Here is an 18,760-nt window from a genome sequence, read left to right on the forward strand (position 1 = left end):
GTGACGGAGGTACCAGATGTGCATGTATTACAAAAAGAGATAATGGAAATGAAGACAGGTCAGAAAGCAATCGAACAGCGCGTAAATGTTCTTGAACGCGTTTCCGATAGGCAAGACCAGCAGATCATGACATTAAACGAAAAACTCAACAAGATCGAAGAGAACACAACTTGGATCAAGCGCACAATCACTGGCGCTATCATTACAGCGGTATGCACTGGCATTATTGGCGGCGCAATCGCTATTTTTTATACTGTTTTGCAGAAATAAGGAGGAAAATACATGAAAAAATTTGAAAAAGGCACGGTCGTCCGGACGGTGCTTCTTTTAATTGCGCTTATTAACCAAACAATGTTGATGTTTGGCAAATCGCCTTTGGATATTACAGAGGGTCAGGTGAATCAGCTTGCTGACGCTCTTTACACTGCCGGCTCTGTGCTCTTTTCAATCGGTACAACTGCCGCAGCTTGGTTCAAAAACAACTATTTGACTGAGAAAGGCCATAAGCAACAGGCTATTTTGAAACAACATAATCTAACAAAGTGAGGCTGCCGTTTGGCAGTCTTCTTTCATTATCAAATATTAGGAGATGATCAGAATGATAAAAGTCATTCAAGATTTTATTCCAGTAGGGCACCATAATAGACCGGGATACGCAATGAACCCGGCATACATCACAGTTCATAACACGGCGAACACAGCAAAAGGAGCAAACGCAGCCATGCACGCCCGTTATGAGAAAAATCCGGAAACGCCAACCAGTTGGCATTTTACAGTGGACGAGAAAGAGATATATCAACATCTGCCATTGAATGAGAACGGATGGCATGCCGGTGATGGAAACGGCACCGGTAACCGGAAATCTATTGGTATTGAAATTTGCGAGAATAGCGATGGGGATTTTGAGAAAGCCATGGCAAATGCGCAATGGCTGATCAAAAAGCTCATGAAGGAGCAGGGGATTTCCCTTGCAAACGTGGTCCCTCACCAACACTGGTCCGGCAAGTATTGCCCACGCAAATTGCTTGATCGATGGGACTCTTTTAAGGCCGGCATAAGCGGTGCCCCATCTTCACCTGCGAAAACAGAAGTCAAGACTGGCGGGGCGACGTACACCGTCAAAAAAGGCGATGCCCTTTCTGTCATTGCGCAGAAAAATGGCGTAAGCATGGCCACCCTACGAAGCTTGAACGGCATCAAGGACCCGAATTTTATCAAAGTCGGTCAAGTATTAAAGCTGACTGGCTCGGTCAGCTCTTCATCCGGTAAAAAGAAATCATCTTACACGCTGCCGTCAGGCATTTTTAAAGTGACAAGCCCCTTAACTAAGGGGCCGGCCGTAAAACAGATTCAATTGGCACTGACGGCTCTCTATTACTACCCGGACAAGGGGGCAAAGAATAACGGAATAGACGGCTATTACGGACCGAAGACAGCAAATGCAGTCAAACGGTTCCAGTCAATGTATGGCTTGAATGCTGACGGTATTTACGGACCAAAAACGAAAACAAAGCTTGAAGCTCTACTAAAATAAGAGAATCCCTTCTCGTTATGAGAAGGGATTTATCTTTTTATTCATCGTATAGTTTATTAACCAAATCGGTAAATGAATCAGATATATGACTCAATGCTCCATCAGGGTCTTCATAAGCAATTTCATGATCCCAGAAAACCACGGAGGGATTTTCTTTATTCTGACGATAATCGAAACAGATTTCATTACCGAAAGGATCACAGGCGAAAGGGACTATCCCTGAAAGCATTCTTCCATCCTGATAATCTTCTAAGACCTCTAAAATAAAACTTGAACTATCTTCAGTTAGACCATGTAATCGATTAAAAACCGCACCTTTTGTATTTTCAAAGTCAAATATCTTTTTACTTGGGCGTGCTCCATTGTTGTTTAATATAGTTGAAATGTAGTCGTTTGGAAACTTAACATCTAATGCCTTTTCGATTTTTTTAACAGTTGTTTCCCCAATAGGCTCTTCGGCAAATCTCCACTCTGTCATATTGACCAACTCCTATCTGTTCTTACTTCCTCCACCCCAAAGGTGCCGGCCTCCTGTATGGCCTGTTTTCCGATGCACCTTTTGGTCAACTAATTGCATCCTCCCTGGATCTTGGTGATGGTGCCAAGTATATCCATCTGGTGTTTCACCAGCTTTTATCATTTCGATTTGAAGGTCACTGAATTGATTTCTAAGTAAAGGATCTTTTTCAATTTCTTTTTTTAATTTTAAAGTTGCATCTTTAAATTGTAAATAATCGCTTTCCTTATAAAGATTAGAATCAATCTTCGTATCAAATTCTGCTTTGAAAATTGGGAAACCGTCTTTATTATATGGAACTCCAGTTTTGGGATGTTTTTCGTTTTTAAGATGGCCCATTTTTAAGTTAACTGTTTTGAGGTTTCCATACTCATCTCTGTAAGTATATGGTGCGGCTTTAGTAAACAAGTCATCCTTTGATTGAACTAATCTCTTTAAAAGCGGTGTGTTTTTTACATTATGGGTGTTTTCAATATCTTGCGCTATTCCAACAAGGACAGGTTCGTTCTTATGTTTCAGTAAAGAGTTGATATAGTCTGTTCCGTTTATTATTCCTCTGTGTACATGGCTTGCAGCGCTAGGCTCCAGTACTTTTCCCACCTTGGAAAAGCCTGTTTTTGCGAGTTTGCTTGATACGTTAACCGTCGAGCCTACACCTTTCAGGCCAACAAGGCTGCCTACCGCATAGGAGACGTAGTGCGCTCTAGAGTACGTATCACCATTCACCATTTGATCATTCCACGAATCGGCTAGGTTTGTCCATATGATTTTTGCGTAAGACGGAGTATTCAATACGGTAGAAATCGTTTTAACAACCTTTTGTTCATCAGAGAGCTGATAAAAGTCCCATGCGCCGACAGCGAGATCTTTCAGTCCTAACACAGTATCTTTCCCAACATCATAAAGGCCGACTGCAACCCCTTTGAAACCGTCTGTGAGTTCTTGCGTGTTTTCAATTTGAGTAAAGTATCGCTGCTGTTCTTTTGTCAGGTTTTCATAGCCGATCGTTTTGGCCATTGAGTAGAACTCATCAGCATTTGCATAGTCGAAATTGTTCAGTCGTTCTTTCAGTTTTTCGACCTCACGTTCCCTTGCTTCTTCTTTCTTAATCGTAAGATAAGCATGCGAGTGCCTTGCAATCTCGTCTTTTTTCCTATGGATGTCGCTTTCACGGTACGCCTTGGCATTGTAGTGAAGCGGAGTTGCGCTTTTTCCTTTGCCTGTGGCGTTTTGAAGCTGCTGGAAGTCAGCTTGGATGAACTGTTCGTTCGCTTCGGTTTCTGCGTATTCCTTCGTAAGATCGTGATCAAGCTTGCCGAGCTTATGTATGGTTTCGCTTCTTTTTTTGTCAGCTGAGGAAAGCTTCTGATCTGTGCTTTCGGTTGAAAACAAATCAAGCGAGATGATGTCTTCGATCTCTCCGAGGATGGAGCGCATGTCCTTTTTCTGCTCTTCCATAATTGCCTTTGATTTATTTAGGGCGTGGGTGAGCTCGTGTTCCAGAAATGATTCCTCCACATGTGAATTGGAAAGTCCGGCATCTTCGACTTTGCTGGGAAGGCTTGTGAGAAATGCGATTTTCATGTCGATCAGATCAAGCCAGCTGTCTGTGACGCCGGCGTGGTCCTGGAAAAAGGCTTTGATATTGTCGGCGCCCCGGCCTGAGAAATCGCCCTCGCCAAGATCAGCCATGCCTTGAAACGCTTTTTTTAGATTGACCATCTGACCGCGCAGTTCTGTGTATTCACTCGCGCGCTGTTTGGCAGCGGCTAGCAGGGTATTTGCTTCGAAAACTTTCATGACCATATCCTTTCATACGAAATACTTCAACAAGATTTTACCATGGGAAAATAAAGAAATAGAAGGGGGGATTCTAAAGTGTGAAATGATTAATTCGATCTGTGCTATTTTTCCTTTTTACAATTCTTGTTTAAAGACGGTTTCAGCTTATGAATGGCCTATCTGCTGACGGCATTTACGGACCGAAAACGAAAGCGAAATTGGAGTCTTTACTTCACTAATTAAAAAGCCCTCTTTTTTTAGAGGAGAGGGCTCTTTATAGTTTGCAATGCTTAAGTTGTATAAAGGAATAAAAAAATGTAAACGTTAAGGTACAAGGAGATGATATTATGAAAAAAATAATCATAATGATGATTTTATGTTTTTCGTTAAGCTCTATTACGGTAGCTGCTGCTAAACCAGAATACCCAATGAACTCAAAAGTGTCTCAGGATGTATTTGATGTTTTTATGCAAGAACTTTTCTGTAAAGATATATTAGACAATATCCGTAAATTCTATAAGGATGAGACACTCTCTGTTACCACTAAAGGAGGCATTAAATTATCCGAAGACAAAGAAGGCAGGTATATAATTAAGTTTATAATCATTCCTCATTCAAAACTTCCGGGTAAAAAGGGTAAGATTTCTGGTACCGACACATTGACTTTGAGAGTAGATCCCTTCCTTCTGGGTGCTCAATCAAAAGACAGAAATTCAGCGGTTACATTCCTTGATCTAAAGCATAACAACTCTACACGACAAAATTAAATAGAACAGGGCACATGACAAAATGCCCTGTTTGACTTCTCGACATAAAGTCAATTATCAAATGTCCTCATTTTTCCAAACCACAAATTCCCATAATTTTTTATTTATTTATACAAAAGCTGTATCCATTTGAAGGTATTTCCTAATTTGTATGGAACTTTCTATATGAGAGGTGAGAAGGAGGTGAAATACATTGGGGGATATATTGATATTTACTTGGCCACAATTGGTACCTTTGTTGATTATTTATTCAGTTGTGATGTTTTTACGATACAGAAAACGAAAAACCTCTGTTATTCAACAAATTGTGTACCTTACTTTTTTTATTTATTGTGTCCTTGTCATAAGTGAAACCTTACTTCCTATACCAATCAGCAAACGTTACATTCAGATGATGATAGAGTCAAACACTGCACAACAAAATAGCTTTATTCCTTTCTCAGACATTTATAAGGTTGTTATGGCAAATCCGAATCATCTTGTAAACGCCCTCCTTAAACAAATTGGGGGTAATATAATTTTATTATTCCCCTTAGGATTCTATGCTCCAATTCTTTGGAGGCGTTTTAACAAAGCTAAATCCGTAGTAATTTTAGGTTTTGCAGTTTCAGGTGGGATTGAATTAACTCAATTATGTATTTCCACTATTTTAGGGGTTACTTATCGTAGCTTTGTTTTTGATGACATCATCCTTAATACAGTGGGCGTATTATTGGGTTATTTGTTTTTTAGATTAATCAGTCCATTCTTGATTATTATTATTAAAAGCATCGACAAACCGAGCAATGAAAATTTGAAACTATTAAATTTGTGGAGGGATTTGTAAATGAAACTCAAAAAAGCCTTTTATTCATTAGTTCTTTTAGGTGCTCTTACAGTGCCAACTGTGGCATTTGCTGTAGGTTCCTATACTTTTCATTATGATTTTAAATACAAACTGAATTCAGATTTAATTAGTTTTTCACGTGGAACTCATTCGAGAACTCTGAAGATAAATCCTACAGTGGGAGGCAAATTTAGCGTTGATTTATATAGGGCTAATACATTGGGAGTAGGGGTTCTACAGAGTACTGTAACTATCTCAGGGAGTAAGGAAGTTACAAAAAAATTCACTGTAAAGAATGCTGATGGAAAATTTCAGTTAAGATTAAGGAAGGCTGATGATGGAAAATATGTTGTTGGTTATGGATTATTATTAGACAAGTAATAAGAATAGGTTAGTGAAAGGAATTAGGTAAGTGGAATCCACCTACCTAATTTCTTTGACACAATGAGCGCACAACCGCATTGCGGTTTTTTTTCGTTTAAACATATTATGGAAATGTTAGAATATTATATAAAAGGAGGAGTGGCCTTGTGAGTTCTGTTTTACCATCATCGGAGGTTGGCGTTAAGATTAATGAATGGTACAAAATGATACGTCAGTTCAGTGTTCCGGATGCGGAGATTTTGAAAGCGGAAGTGGAACAAGAAATAAATGAGATGGAAGAAGACGAGTATCTACTGATTTACTACACCCTCATGAAATTCCGCCATCAGCTTATGCTGGATTATTTAGAACCGGTGACTACCCGCGTGAGACCGACAATTGACGAGCTGCTGGAAAAAATCGAAGCATCAAATAAAGGAATTTCCGGCCTGCTGTGCTATTATTCTTTATTTTTCCGCGGCATGTATGAATTTGATCAAAAGCAGTATGTAAAGGCGATCGGCTTTTATAGAGAGGCTGAAAAACAACTCATTCATGTGCATGATGAAATTGAGAGAGCGGAGTTTCATTTTAAACTGGCTGAAGCATATTACGGTATGAAACAGAGCCACGTCTCTATGCATCACGTAAAGCAAGCGCTCGATATTTACGATCAGTATGAGTTGTATAAGGTCCGGAAAATTCAATGTCTATTTGTCATATCAGGGAATTATATTGATTTTAAGCGTTATGAGAAGAGTCAGCCGCATCTTGAAAAGGCTCTTGAATTATCAAAAGAGTTAGATAACAAGAGATTGATCAGTTCTGCTCTTTATAATTTGGGTACAAATTTCGGAGATAGGGGCGACTATGAAAAGGCTGAGATATTTTTAAGGCAAGCAGTAGAGATAACCGAAAAAGCAAAACTGAGCAACTTGCCGCACTCTTTATTTTCTTATGCAAAATTTCTTTTTAAACAGGGGAAAATGGCTGAGGGTATCCAAGCAAGCAAAAAAGGTTTGTCGGCCGCGGTATACCAAGGCGATAAGCTTTTTGAAAATCTTCAGGGGTATCTGAAGGCACTTTATGTGGATGCAGTGGATCAACAGGGAGTCAATGAAACAATTGAGTATCTGGAGAAGAATAAGAATTACTCATATGTTGAAGATATTGCTTGCGAAACTGCATCTGTTTATGCAGATTCAAGGGAGTTTGAGAATTCTTATTTTTATCATAAAAAAATGGTTGATACGCAAACACAAATTCAAAGGGGAGAGTGCCTGTATGAATTTTAAAAAGAGCATCTTCATCGTCCTGGGTCTGTCATTGACTTTAGTATGTGGATTGGGTATGAACTCGGTAGAAAAACAAGCACAAGATACAATCAAAGTAGCTTCAGATCGCCTTCAAACTTGAACAGCTTACGCCTTTTCTTCGGAAAAGGCTTTTTTAGTTTCTTCATTATATTGTTTCAAAACATCCACTTGTTTTTATTCTTATCCCATTTCAGCATACGCTGCCTCATGAGGTTCTTCACTGTTTCCCGGATAGCGCGTTCATCCTTACCGGTTTTTCTCTTTAATTCGTCCAAGGAGGGATTTTTCCCGAATTGGGTCATGTTAAAGATAATCCGATACACTTTCCGCTCAAAGTCATTCATTTGAATTACCTCCTCAAGTAGATAATACCAGAACAAACATTCCCTTTTCAACTTGATGCAGAACAAAGGTTCGTATAAAATAATAGTAAAGAAGGAGGGGGCGCAGCTTGCATCCATTGTTAAACCGCTCATTAAATGAAAAATCAACGCTCGATATGATCTACATAAAGAGTGATGGGACAATATCAAAGAGAGCAATCATAGTGCATCAAATCAAGAATCAATATATTCGTGCGTTCTGTTTTAGAAGTAGACAGACAAAAACTTTCAGAATGGACAATATTCTCGCTGTGGCTCCCTCTAATTATAGAAGGGGAATCAGCAATCATGCGTAATCTAACAAAAAGGCAAGAAGATACTTTAAACGCGATATCGAATTTCTTAAATCAGTATGGGGTGGCCCCGACACATCGGGAGTTAATGGAGGAACTTGGTTTGCGGTCCACCAGTTCGGTGAAGGGGCTGCTGGATAGGTTAAGGGAAAAGAATTATGTAACATGGCAAGAAGGATTACCGCGAACAATTAAACTATTATAAGGAAGAGCCCTGAATAGTAAGGGCTCTTTTTTTTGACCGGCTTCAAACGTCTTATCTTGAGTGGGGGACGAATTGGGGACGAACTGAATTGTACGAGATCATTTTAAAACTGTCTAAAACATTAACACATATAAAGAAACCCTTTTATAACAGGGATTATCCCATTAAATAATTCTAAGACTTTAATTGACCTCTTCCATGGTAAGGAAGAGGTCAGCGGTTCGAGCCCGCTTGGAAGCTTATCTAAATACGTTGATCTGAAGCAGTTTCCGCATGTTATGGAACTGTTATTTTTTGTTCAGTTCAGTAAAAATCTGTTACTGATTGTACCAGTTAAGGTATAGGTATTTAGCGCGTCTTCTGATGAAGCCTTTCTTCAAGGGTGCAAAAGAGATTAACATAATTAATTGTTAATCGGTATTGACTTTTATCAAAACCTTGATATAATTACTTTTGTCATAATGAACAGTATGCTTTAGATTATTCTGCGGGTTATACCGTTTGGAGTTTTACTGAATAAATAACAATACAGTTTTTGGGTTATCTGATGCTGTATTCTGGCTGTACATTACATTTTTACTTGCGGAAGTAGTTCAGTGGTAGAACATCACCTTGCCAAGGTGGGGGTCGCGGGTTCGAATCCCGTCTTCCGCTCCATTTTATCCCAACGGGATATTGTGAAATTGATTGCGCCCGTAGCTCAATTGGATAGAGCGTTTGACTACGGATCAAAAGGTTAGGGGTTCGACTCCTCTCGGGCGCGCCATAATATATTTAAAAATCGGGAAGTAGCTCAGCTTGGTAGAGCACATGGTTTGGGACCATGGGGTCGCAGGTTCGAATCCTGTCTTCCCGACCATTCTCAAACTTTAAAGATAATATACTGGTTTTCTTTTTTTCTCTTTTTAAAAAAAATGCTTGATTTATAGAGAGACACCGTGGTATATTATTAAACGTCGCTGATGAACAGCAGACAACAACAAAAAGCTTCGGAAACAACTTAAAAAAAGTTGTTGACATAAAAGAAGCTGAGTGGTAAGATAATAAAGCTGCTTCAACAAGCGGTAATGATCTTTGAAAACTAAACAAGACAAAACGTACCTGTTAATTCAAAGTTTTAAATAAATCGCACAGCGATGTGCGTAGTCAGTCAAACTACTTTATCGGAGAGTTTGATCCTGGCTCAGGACGAACGCTGGCGGCGTGCCTAATACATGCAAGTCGAGCGGACAGATGGGAGCTTGCTCCCTGATGTTAGCGGCGGACGGGTGAGTAACACGTGGGTAACCTGCCTGTAAGACTGGGATAACTCCGGGAAACCGGGGCTAATACCGGATGGTTGTTTGAACCGCATGGTTCAGACATAAAAGGTGGCTTCGGCTACCACTTACAGATGGACCCGCGGCGCATTAGCTAGTTGGTGAGGTAACGGCTCACCAAGGCGACGATGCGTAGCCGACCTGAGAGGGTGATCGGCCACACTGGGACTGAGACACGGCCCAGACTCCTACGGGAGGCAGCAGTAGGGAATCTTCCGCAATGGACGAAAGTCTGACGGAGCAACGCCGCGTGAGTGATGAAGGTTTTCGGATCGTAAAGCTCTGTTGTTAGGGAAGAACAAGTGCCGTTCAAATAGGGCGGCACCTTGACGGTACCTAACCAGAAAGCCACGGCTAACTACGTGCCAGCAGCCGCGGTAATACGTAGGTGGCAAGCGTTGTCCGGAATTATTGGGCGTAAAGGGCTCGCAGGCGGTTTCTTAAGTCTGATGTGAAAGCCCCCGGCTCAACCGGGGAGGGTCATTGGAAACTGGGGAACTTGAGTGCAGAAGAGGAGAGTGGAATTCCACGTGTAGCGGTGAAATGCGTAGAGATGTGGAGGAACACCAGTGGCGAAGGCGACTCTCTGGTCTGTAACTGACGCTGAGGAGCGAAAGCGTGGGGAGCGAACAGGATTAGATACCCTGGTAGTCCACGCCGTAAACGATGAGTGCTAAGTGTTAGGGGGTTTCCGCCCCTTAGTGCTGCAGCTAACGCATTAAGCACTCCGCCTGGGGAGTACGGTCGCAAGACTGAAACTCAAAGGAATTGACGGGGGCCCGCACAAGCGGTGGAGCATGTGGTTTAATTCGAAGCAACGCGAAGAACCTTACCAGGTCTTGACATCCTCTGACAATCCTAGAGATAGGACGTCCCCTTCGGGGGCAGAGTGACAGGTGGTGCATGGTTGTCGTCAGCTCGTGTCGTGAGATGTTGGGTTAAGTCCCGCAACGAGCGCAACCCTTGATCTTAGTTGCCAGCATTCAGTTGGGCACTCTAAGGTGACTGCCGGTGACAAACCGGAGGAAGGTGGGGATGACGTCAAATCATCATGCCCCTTATGACCTGGGCTACACACGTGCTACAATGGACAGAACAAAGGGCAGCGAAACCGCGAGGTTAAGCCAATCCCACAAATCTGTTCTCAGTTCGGATCGCAGTCTGCAACTCGACTGCGTGAAGCTGGAATCGCTAGTAATCGCGGATCAGCATGCCGCGGTGAATACGTTCCCGGGCCTTGTACACACCGCCCGTCACACCACGAGAGTTTGTAACACCCGAAGTCGGTGAGGTAACCTTTATGGAGCCAGCCGCCGAAGGTGGGACAGATGATTGGGGTGAAGTCGTAACAAGGTAGCCGTATCGGAAGGTGCGGCTGGATCACCTCCTTTCTAAGGATTTTAACGGAATATAAGACCTTGGGTCTTATAAACAGAACGTTCCCTGTCTTGTTTAGTTTTGAAGGATCATTCGATTCTTCGAGATGTTGTTCTTTGAAAACTAGATAACAGAAGTAATTCACATTCAATTAGTAATGCAAGATATCACGTAGTGATTCTTTTTAACGGTTAAGTTAGAAAGGGCGCACGGTGGATGCCTTGGCACTAGGAGCCGATGAAGGACGGGACGAACACCGATATGCTTCGGGGAGCTGTAAGCAAGCTTTGATCCGGAGATTTCCGAATGGGGAAACCCACCACTCGTAATGGAGTGGTATCCATATCTGAATACATAGGATATGAGAAGGCAGACCCGGGGAACTGAAACATCTAAGTACCCGGAGGAAGAGAAAGCAAATGCGATTCCCTGAGTAGCGGCGAGCGAAACGGGACCAGCCCAAACCAAGAGGCTTGCCTCTTGGGGTTGTAGGACACTCTGTACGGAGTTACAAAGGAACGAGGTAGATGAAGAGGTCTGGAAAGGCCCGCCATAGGAGGTAACAGCCCTGTAGTCAAAACTTCGTTCTCTCCTGAGTGGATCCTGAGTACGGCGGAACACGTGAAATTCCGTCGGAATCCGGGAGGACCATCTCCCAAGGCTAAATACTCCCTAGTGACCGATAGTGAACCAGTACCGTGAGGGAAAGGTGAAAAGCACCCCGGAAGGGGAGTGAAAGAGATCCTGAAACCGTGTGCCTACAAGTAGTCAGAGCCCGTTAACGGGTGATGGCGTGCCTTTTGTAGAATGAACCGGCGAGTTACGATCCCGTGCAAGGTTAAGCAGAAGATGCGGAGCCGCAGCGAAAGCGAGTCTGAATAGGGCGAATTGAGTACGTGGTCGTAGACCCGAAACCAGGTGATCTACCCATGTCCAGGGTGAAGTTCAGGTAACACTGAATGGAGGCCCGAACCCACGCACGTTGAAAAGTGCGGGGATGAGGTGTGGGTAGGGGTGAAATGCCAATCGAACCTGGAGATAGCTGGTTCTCTCCGAAATAGCTTTAGGGCTAGCCTCAAGGTAAGAGTCTCGGAGGTAGAGCACTGATTGGACTAGGGGCCCCTACCGGGTTACCGAATTCAGTCAAACTCCGAATGCCGATGACTTATCCTTGGGAGTCAGACTGCGAGTGATAAGATCCGTAGTCGAAAGGGAAACAGCCCAGACCGCCAGCTAAGGTCCCAAAGTATACGTTAAGTGGAAAAGGATGTGGAGTTGCTTAGACAACCAGGATGTTGGCTTAGAAGCAGCCACCATTTAAAGAGTGCGTAATAGCTCACTGGTCGAGTGACTCTGCGCCGAAAATGTACCGGGGCTAAACGTATCACCGAAGCTGCGGACTGTTCTTCGAACAGTGGTAGGAGAGCGTTCTAAGGGCTGTGAAGCAAGACCGGAAGGACTTGTGGAGCGCTTAGAAGTGAGAATGCCGGTATGAGTAGCGAAAGAGGGGTGAGAATCCCCTCCACCGAATGCCTAAGGTTTCCTGAGGAAGGCTCGTCCGCTCAGGGTTAGTCGGGACCTAAGCCGAGGCCGAAAGGCGTAGGCGATGGATAACAGGTTGATATTCCTGTACCACCTCCTCACCATTTGAGCAATGGGGGGACGCAGGAGGATAGGGTAAGCGCGGTATTGGATATCCGCGTCCAAGCAGTTAGGCTGGGAAATAGGCAAATCCGTTTCCCGTGAAGGCTGAGCTGTGATGGCGAGCGAATTATAGTAGCGAAGTTCCTGATTCCACACTGCCAAGAAAAGCCTCTAGCGAGGTGAGAGGTGCCCGTACCGCAAACCGACACAGGTAGGCGAGGAGAGAATCCTAAGGTGATCGAGAGAACTCTCGTTAAGGAACTCGGCAAAATGACCCCGTAACTTCGGGAGAAGGGGTGCTCTGTTAGGGTGCAAGCCCGAGAGAGCCGCAGTGAATAGGCCCAGGCGACTGTTTAGCAAAAACACAGGTCTCTGCGAAGCCGTAAGGCGAAGTATAGGGGCTGACGCCTGCCCGGTGCTGGAAGGTTAAGAGGAGCGCTTAGCGTAAGCGAAGGTGCGAATTGAAGCCCCAGTAAACGGCGGCCGTAACTATAACGGTCCTAAGGTAGCGAAATTCCTTGTCGGGTAAGTTCCGACCCGCACGAAAGGCGCAACGATCTGGGCACTGTCTCAACGAGAGACTCGGTGAAATTATAGTACCTGTGAAGATGCAGGTTACCCGCGACAGGACGGAAAGACCCCGTGGAGCTTTACTGCAGCCTGATATTGAATGTTGGTACAGCTTGTACAGGATAGGTAGGAGCCTTGGAAACCGGAGCGCCAGCTTCGGTGGAGGCATCGGTGGGATACTACCCTGGCTGTATTGACCTTCTAACCCGCCGCCCTTATCGGGCGGGGAGACAGTGTCAGGTGGGCAGTTTGACTGGGGCGGTCGCCTCCTAAAAGGTAACGGAGGCGCCCAAAGGTTCCCTCAGAATGGTTGGAAATCATTCGCAGAGTGTAAAGGCACAAGGGAGCTTGACTGCGAGACCTACAAGTCGAGCAGGGACGAAAGTCGGGCTTAGTGATCCGGTGGTTCCGCATGGAAGGGCCATCGCTCAACGGATAAAAGCTACCCCGGGGATAACAGGCTTATCTCCCCCAAGAGTCCACATCGACGGGGAGGTTTGGCACCTCGATGTCGGCTCATCGCATCCTGGGGCTGTAGTCGGTCCCAAGGGTTGGGCTGTTCGCCCATTAAAGCGGTACGCGAGCTGGGTTCAGAACGTCGTGAGACAGTTCGGTCCCTATCCGTCGCGGGCGCAGGAAATTTGAGAGGAGCTGTCCTTAGTACGAGAGGACCGGGATGGACGCACCGCTGGTGTACCAGTTGTTCTGCCAAGGGCATCGCTGGGTAGCTATGTGCGGACGGGATAAGTGCTGAAAGCATCTAAGCATGAAGCCCCCCTCAAGATGAGATTTCCCATTCCGCAAGGAAGTAAGATCCCTGAAAGATGATCAGGTTGATAGGTCTGAGGTGGAAGTGTGGCGACACATGGAGCTGACAGATACTAATCGATCGAGGACTTAACCAATTTGAATGTATGCTTACTGTTATCTAGTTTTGAGAGAACACTCTCAATGGTTTGGTGGCGATAGCGAAGAGGTCACACCCGTTCCCATGCCGAACACGGAAGTTAAGCTCTTCAGCGCCGATGGTAGTCGGGGGTTTCCCCCTGTGAGAGTAGGACGCCGCCAAGCTATCTTAACCCAGTTCATGATGAACTGGGTTTTTTATATGAAAGATCACATAGATATATAAAGCTAATGCCTTTCAAAGGCATTAGCTTTTTTGTTTACATTGATTTTGCTTTGCTGTTGTGATGTTGAAGATTGTTTGATTTTATTGTCTCGAGCATTCTTAAACTGAACACAATCAGCAGCATAAGGAGCATCAGAGCAGTAAACAGCCAGAACGCAGTTTGTGCGGGATATTCATCTAAGCTCCAGCCGACGGCGATCGGAAGGAGTGAACCTCCTAATCCGTTTGAAGCGAGCAGAATACTGGTAGTTGTTTCTGTCTTTCCGGGATAAAAATGATTTGTGATGATTAGGGCTATTGCAAACATGCCTGCCATGAACAGCCCTAAAAAGAAGCAAAGGGCAAAACCGAACCATACGTTTTTGCTTAATGCTAATACAGTAAGTGCAGCCAGACCGCCAATACTTATGAGACGGAGATAACGGTGATATGTCAGCTTTTCTGATACCGGGCCTGTTAATGACCTACCTATGATCATCCCCGTCCAATACACTGTAACTGTTATCGTTGCCAAAGAGTTGGGGATATCCCATTTCTCAGCGAAAATGGAGGGGATAAAATGTACAATGGAAACTTCACTGCCGCCGTAAAAGAAGAAGTAAGCACCCGCCAAGGCAATAAACAGCAATCCGTGTGACCGATAACCGGTGCTTTCTTTTTTAGTGTCATCGGAAGAGACCTCTTTGCGGATGAGAAGCTGATCAATACTGCCGAAACTCATCTGCCTCCATGCGATTAAGAGTGCAAAACTGGATAACCCTAATACTAAAAAAGCAATTGTCCACATGTGGTTGTTGATAAGAAAGCCTGAGAGCAGAGGCATGAACAGCGCACCTAATCCGTAGGCCACTTCCATCTTGCTCATGGCCACAGCCTGTCTTTCTTTAATAGCGGTGAGGATGATCGTGCCTACACAGGATTCCACCAATCCGGCGCCAAGCCCTGCGATGCTGACGAGAAGAAAGAGCAGCGGCCAGGGCGGCAGGAAGGTGATGAACATTTCACAGCTGATGAGTGCCAGGCCAAAGATAACGACGTTTTTGCGCCCAAGCTTTTTCACCATGTAAGGCATTCCGATGACACCGATGAGAAAGCCCATGAACTGAGAGAATACTAATACACCGCCATTACTGTAGCTTTGTGAATAATGTGTGAGTAACTCAGGCAGTACGGCTCCCAGAATAACAAGTGTAAAAGCAATCGATCCATAAGAAAAACAGCTTATCCACAGCAGACGAGTTTTCATCATTTTATCTCCTTATTTCGTATTTCTCTCTACTCGTATGACATGATGTTTTTACAAAAAATCCAAGTATTGTTACTATATCACATAAATTTTTCTCGTACATCCATTATGGTAACGTTAACAAATTGTTAACATTTTTTACAAGAAAGATCGTTGACATTATTTTCAATAATTTATACGATAAAAAGCGAAATTCTAATAATTTCATAGGGGTGGTATTTGTGGGAACGAAGGAAATCACGAATCCAGACAGCTTGTATTACAGTGTTGACGATGTAGTAATGGAGCGCGGAGAAGGGATTTACCTGTACGATCAAGAGGGAAATGAGTACATTGATTGCGCCTCTGCCACGTTTAACTTGAATTTAGGATACGGTAACAAAGAGGTCATTGATACGGTTAAAGAACAAGCCGATAAGCTCATCCATGTAACATCATCTTTTCAAACAGACGCCGTAAATAAACTGGCAGAAAAACTAGTAGAAATCGCCCCCGATAATCTCACAAAAGTACACCCTAAAGTCAGCAGCGGTTCCGGTGCAAATGAAGGAGCTATTAAAATGGCTCAGTATTACTCCGGAAAAACCGATGTCATCTCCTTATTTCGAAGCCACCTCGGACAAACGTATATGACTTCCGCTTTGTCCGGCAACTCATTCAGAAAAGAACCTTTCCCGCCGCAAATTTCTTTTGGCCTGCAAGTCCCCGATCCCTATTGCAGCCGCTGTTTTTATAATCAGAAACCTGATTCATGCGGTATGCTGTGCGTAGAAAGAATTAATGATTTTATTGAGTATGCGAGCAATGGAAAAATTGCCGCCATGATTATTGAACCGATATCCGGAAACGGTGGAAACGTCGTTCCGCCTAAAGAGTATTTTAAACAGCTGAGAAAGCTTTGCGATGAACATGATATCGCTCTGATTTTTGATGAAATTCAGACCGGGTTCGGACGGACGGGTAAAATGTTTGCCGCGGACCACTTCGATGTGAAACCTAATATGATGACGGTAGCAAAGGGGCTCGGGGGCACAGGCTTCCAAGTCGCCGCCACTCTGACGGAGGACAAGTATACCGGGCTTCCGGGGTATACGCACTCCTTCACATACGGCTCAAATGTGATGGCCGCCGCTGCCGCTTGTAAAACCATAGATATCATGCAGCGTCCGGGATTTTTGGAAAATGTAACGACGGTCGGTCATTATATTATGGATCGCTTAGAAACGATGAAAGAGGATTTCGCTTTTATTTCTGAGGTAAGAGGCGTCGGTCTTATGATCGGTGTGGAGATTGTGAAAGAGAACAATGAACCGGATGTGGAGCTGACCAATTATATTGCTAAACGGGCAATGGATTACGGGCTGATTCTCCGGACATCCCGTTACGGATTCGGAAATGTATTTAAAATCCGTCCGCCTTTAACCATAACACTTAGTGAAGCCGAAGTGCTCTGCTACAGACTTCGCAAGCTATTGGAGGAAATCAAGTGAGAGACTATATCATTGAGCTTGGACAATTTGTTTATCAAAAGGTGAAAAATCAAAAAGGCACGCTGAAAAACCGGCTCGTAAACGGCTATTCTCCGGGAGGCGACGCCCAATTTAACATAGACGCCGCTGCTGAGGAGGCGGTGCTGGATTATATTCAAGAAAAGGGCCATCCGGTTGCTTTTTACACGGAGGATGGCGGCCTGAAGCTGATTGGAGAAGATCCGCAATTTATTTTAATTGTAGATCCGATAGACGGAACGCGCCCGGCCGCCGCGGGACTTGAAATGTCGTGTATTTCGATTGCGCTTGCTTCGTATAAGCCAAACGCAAAGATTAAGGATATCGAATTTGCTTTTTTGCTTGAATTGAAATCAGGCGCTTATATGTACGGTGATATTTACAGCGATGTCATTCAATTTGAGGGGTATCAGGGAGATTTGCCGAATTTGAGCGGAGTGCGGGATATTAAAAATATGTTTTGGAGCCTTGAATTTAACGGGCATCCGGCGCAGCTGATGACGGACGCATACGGCCATCTGATTGACCAGTCGGCCAATAATGGCGGGGTTTTTGTTTTCAACAGCGCTTCTTATTCGATTTCACGAATTATCACGGGGCAGATGGATGCTTATGTGGATATCGGCAATCGTCTGCTGAAAGATGATCCGAAGCTGCTTTCAGATTTTCAGCAGGTCGGGAACGGACAGGTGCTGCATTTGTTTCCTTATGATATTGCCGCAAGCGTCTTTTTGGCGAAGAAGGCGGGAGTGGTCATTACGGATGCGTACGGCCGGTCTTTGGACGAAACGCTTCTGACAGATTTAAGTTATCAGAATCAGCAATCGTGTATTGCGGCTTCAACGAAGGAGCTTCATCAAACATTGTTAGACCAAATCCGCTGGGGCAGAAAGGAAGAGAAATATGAAGGCGTTGGTCTGGACTCCTAATGATAAGCTTGAATATCAAGAGGTGGACGAGCCTCAAATTCGGAAATCCAATGATGTGAAAGTGAAAATTTTCGGCACCGGTATCTGCGGAACGGACTTAAATGTGCTGAAAGGAAAAATGAATGCAACCCATCATATGATTATGGGGCATGAATCGGTGGGAGCGGTCGTGGAAATCGGACCGGACGTGACAAATGTAAAAGTCGGAGACCGGGTCGTGATAGATCCTACACAGTTTTGCGGGAAATGTCATTATTGCCGGAGAGGGCTGACGTGTTATTGCGAAACCTTCGAGGATTGGCAGCTCGGAATCGGGGCGCACGGAACGTTTGCGGAATATTACGTGGGGGAAGACAGGTTCATGTACAGAATTCCGGATTCAATGGAATGGGAGCGGGCCACATTGGTTGAGCCTCTCTCCTGTGTGCTGAATGTTGTGGACAAGGCTTCGATTCAGCCAGAGGACTCGGTCTTGGTTTTGGGATCCGGACCGATCGGACTGCTTGTGCAAATGATGGTGAAAAAACTGGCGCGATTGACGGTTGCGACTGAAATAGGCAGTTTCCGAAGCGAGGCGGCAAGCCGGATATCTGATTATGTCTACCACCCTGAAGCATTAACCGTGGATGAAGTGAAACGGATTAATCAAGGAAGAAAATTTGATGTGATTTTTGACGCGATCGGCAACCAGCTTGATTGGGCTTATCCTTTTATTGAAAAGGGAGGCAGAATCGTGCCGATGGGCTTTGATGATACGTATGAGATGACGATCAGGCCGTACCAGCTGCTGTCAAACGGCGTAACGATTGTGGGCACAGGTGAAGCCCGCCAGATCATGGAAGCCGCGTTAGCATGCGCGTCCGACCTTCCGCAGCTCTATGATTTTATTACGGAAAAGACGGAACTGAAGAATTATGAAGAAGCCATTGATCATCTCATGGGCATCGACCCGGTGACAAAAGAAAGAAAGGATATCAGCGCAATAAAAACGATTCTTGTGTCTGATCCGGAACTTTTATAAAAGCGGAAACGGCTCCAGTGAGGGCCGT

15 protein-coding genes, 3 tRNA genes, 3 rRNA genes and 1 pseudogene are annotated in these 18,760 nt (G+C 44.4%); 18 read left to right on the forward strand and 4 right to left on the reverse strand.

Annotation, left to right across the window (positions count from 1 at the left end; genetic code table 11):
- Genes NYE68_RS01300 through NYE68_RS01310 form a run of 3 tightly spaced genes read left to right on the forward strand, consistent with a single transcriptional unit; the run spans position 1 to position 1,534 of the window.
- Entirely contained in the window at positions 1-270 is a 270-nt protein-coding gene (locus tag NYE68_RS01300; RefSeq protein ID WP_160342555.1) for a hemolysin XhlA family protein, read from the forward strand.
- Positions 271-282: 12 nt separating this feature from the next.
- Complete coding sequence (locus NYE68_RS01305; protein WP_088461977.1) at positions 283-546, forward strand: phage holin; 264 nt, start codon at positions 283-285, stop codon at positions 544-546.
- Between the two features lie 52 nt (positions 547-598).
- The gene (locus NYE68_RS01310; protein WP_342494030.1) at positions 599-1,534 is read left to right on the forward strand and encodes an N-acetylmuramoyl-L-alanine amidase; all 936 of its coding nucleotides are present in this window, start codon (positions 599-601) and stop codon (positions 1,532-1,534) included.
- Positions 1,535-1,571: 37 nt separating this feature from the next.
- On the opposite strand, the gene NYE68_RS01315 is transcribed toward NYE68_RS01310, so the two are convergent.
- Entirely contained in the window at positions 1,572-2,012 is a 441-nt protein-coding gene (locus tag NYE68_RS01315) for an SMI1/KNR4 family protein (protein ID WP_237436877.1), read from the reverse strand.
- A gap of 12 nt (positions 2,013-2,024) precedes the next feature.
- Entirely contained in the window at positions 2,025-3,851 is a 1,827-nt protein-coding gene (locus NYE68_RS01320) for a T7SS effector LXG polymorphic toxin (protein ID WP_342494031.1), read from the reverse strand.
- A gap of 134 nt (positions 3,852-3,985) precedes the next feature.
- Between NYE68_RS01320 and NYE68_RS01325 the strand changes: the two are divergent.
- The 5 genes and pseudogenes from NYE68_RS01325 to NYE68_RS01345 all read left to right on the forward strand — a co-directional run.
- Positions 3,986-4,072: pseudogene (locus NYE68_RS01325) on the forward strand (peptidoglycan-binding domain-containing protein); the annotation flags it as partial.
- Between the two features lie 108 nt (positions 4,073-4,180).
- Positions 4,181-4,600 carry a hypothetical protein gene (locus tag NYE68_RS01330; RefSeq protein ID WP_199022298.1) on the forward strand — a complete coding sequence of 140 codons (420 nt, stop codon included), beginning with the start codon at positions 4,181-4,183 and terminating at the stop codon, positions 4,598-4,600.
- Between the two features lie 193 nt (positions 4,601-4,793).
- Positions 4,794-5,426: a VanZ family protein gene (locus NYE68_RS01335; RefSeq protein ID WP_342494032.1), complete on the forward strand. Its 633-nt coding sequence runs from the start codon at positions 4,794-4,796 to the stop codon at positions 5,424-5,426.
- Positions 5,427-5,807, forward strand: a complete 381-nt coding sequence (locus NYE68_RS01340; RefSeq protein ID WP_199022300.1) for a hypothetical protein — start codon at positions 5,427-5,429, stop codon at positions 5,805-5,807. It begins immediately after the preceding gene.
- 149 nt (positions 5,808-5,956) lie between these two features.
- Positions 5,957-7,084, forward strand: a complete 1,128-nt coding sequence (locus NYE68_RS01345) for a Rap family tetratricopeptide repeat protein (protein WP_204530214.1) — start codon at positions 5,957-5,959, stop codon at positions 7,082-7,084.
- 176 nt (positions 7,085-7,260) lie between these two features.
- Here the strand turns inward: NYE68_RS01345 and NYE68_RS01350 are convergent, their stop codons facing one another.
- Complete coding sequence (locus NYE68_RS01350; protein ID WP_342494033.1) at positions 7,261-7,449, reverse strand: hypothetical protein; 189 nt, start codon at positions 7,447-7,449, stop codon at positions 7,261-7,263.
- 327 nt (positions 7,450-7,776) lie between these two features.
- Between NYE68_RS01350 and NYE68_RS01355 the strand changes: the two genes are divergently transcribed.
- The 7 genes from NYE68_RS01355 to rrf all read left to right on the forward strand — a co-directional run bounded on the left by NYE68_RS01355 (position 7,777) and on the right by rrf (position 13,967).
- A complete protein-coding gene (locus NYE68_RS01355) occupies positions 7,777-7,986 on the forward strand; it encodes a transcriptional regulator (protein WP_199022302.1) in 210 nt (69 codons plus the stop codon).
- 582 nt (positions 7,987-8,568) lie between these two features.
- Positions 8,569-8,643, forward strand: a tRNA-Gly gene (locus NYE68_RS01360).
- Between the two features lie 32 nt (positions 8,644-8,675).
- Positions 8,676-8,752: transfer RNA gene (locus NYE68_RS01365), tRNA-Arg, on the forward strand.
- A 16-nt stretch (positions 8,753-8,768) separates the two neighbouring features.
- Positions 8,769-8,845: transfer RNA gene (locus tag NYE68_RS01370), tRNA-Pro, on the forward strand.
- A gap of 301 nt (positions 8,846-9,146) precedes the next feature.
- A 16S ribosomal RNA gene (locus NYE68_RS01375) occupies positions 9,147-10,696 on the forward strand.
- Positions 10,697-10,871: 175 nt separating this feature from the next.
- Positions 10,872-13,801, forward strand: a 23S ribosomal RNA gene (locus NYE68_RS01380).
- Positions 13,802-13,851: 50 nt separating this feature from the next.
- A 5S ribosomal RNA gene (gene rrf / locus NYE68_RS01385) occupies positions 13,852-13,967 on the forward strand.
- Together the 16S, 23S and 5S rRNA genes with 3 tRNA genes alongside form the textbook arrangement of a ribosomal RNA operon.
- A 95-nt stretch (positions 13,968-14,062) precedes the next feature.
- Here rrf and NYE68_RS01390 read toward each other — a convergent pair.
- On the reverse strand, positions 14,063-15,274 hold the full coding sequence (locus tag NYE68_RS01390) for an MFS transporter (protein ID WP_170936347.1): 1,212 nt from the start codon (positions 15,272-15,274) through the stop codon (positions 14,063-14,065).
- Positions 15,275-15,495: 221 nt separating this feature from the next.
- On the opposite strand from NYE68_RS01390, the gene NYE68_RS01395 reads away from it, so the two are divergent.
- Genes NYE68_RS01395 through NYE68_RS01405 form a run of 3 tightly spaced genes read left to right on the forward strand, consistent with a single transcriptional unit; the run spans position 15,496 to position 18,732 of the window.
- Positions 15,496-16,764 carry an aspartate aminotransferase family protein gene (locus NYE68_RS01395; protein ID WP_007408029.1) on the forward strand — a complete coding sequence of 423 codons (1,269 nt, stop codon included), beginning with the start codon at positions 15,496-15,498 and terminating at the stop codon, positions 16,762-16,764.
- Positions 16,761-17,711, forward strand: coding sequence for an inositol monophosphatase family protein (locus tag NYE68_RS01400; RefSeq protein WP_166706447.1), 951 nt, complete (start codon positions 16,761-16,763; stop codon positions 17,709-17,711). The genes NYE68_RS01395 and NYE68_RS01400 overlap by 4 nt, the downstream gene beginning before the upstream one ends.
- The gene (locus NYE68_RS01405) at positions 17,686-18,732 is read left to right on the forward strand and encodes an alcohol dehydrogenase catalytic domain-containing protein (RefSeq protein ID WP_039252945.1); all 1,047 of its coding nucleotides are present in this window, start codon (positions 17,686-17,688) and stop codon (positions 18,730-18,732) included. Before NYE68_RS01400 ends, NYE68_RS01405 begins: the two co-directional genes overlap by 26 nt.
- Positions 18,733-18,760: the final 28 nt, after the last annotated feature.

The sequence above is a fragment of the Bacillus sp. FSL R5-0447 genome (assembly GCF_038606125.1).
In the GTDB taxonomy this organism is placed as follows: Bacteria; Bacillota; Bacilli; order Bacillales; family Bacillaceae; genus Bacillus; species Bacillus velezensis.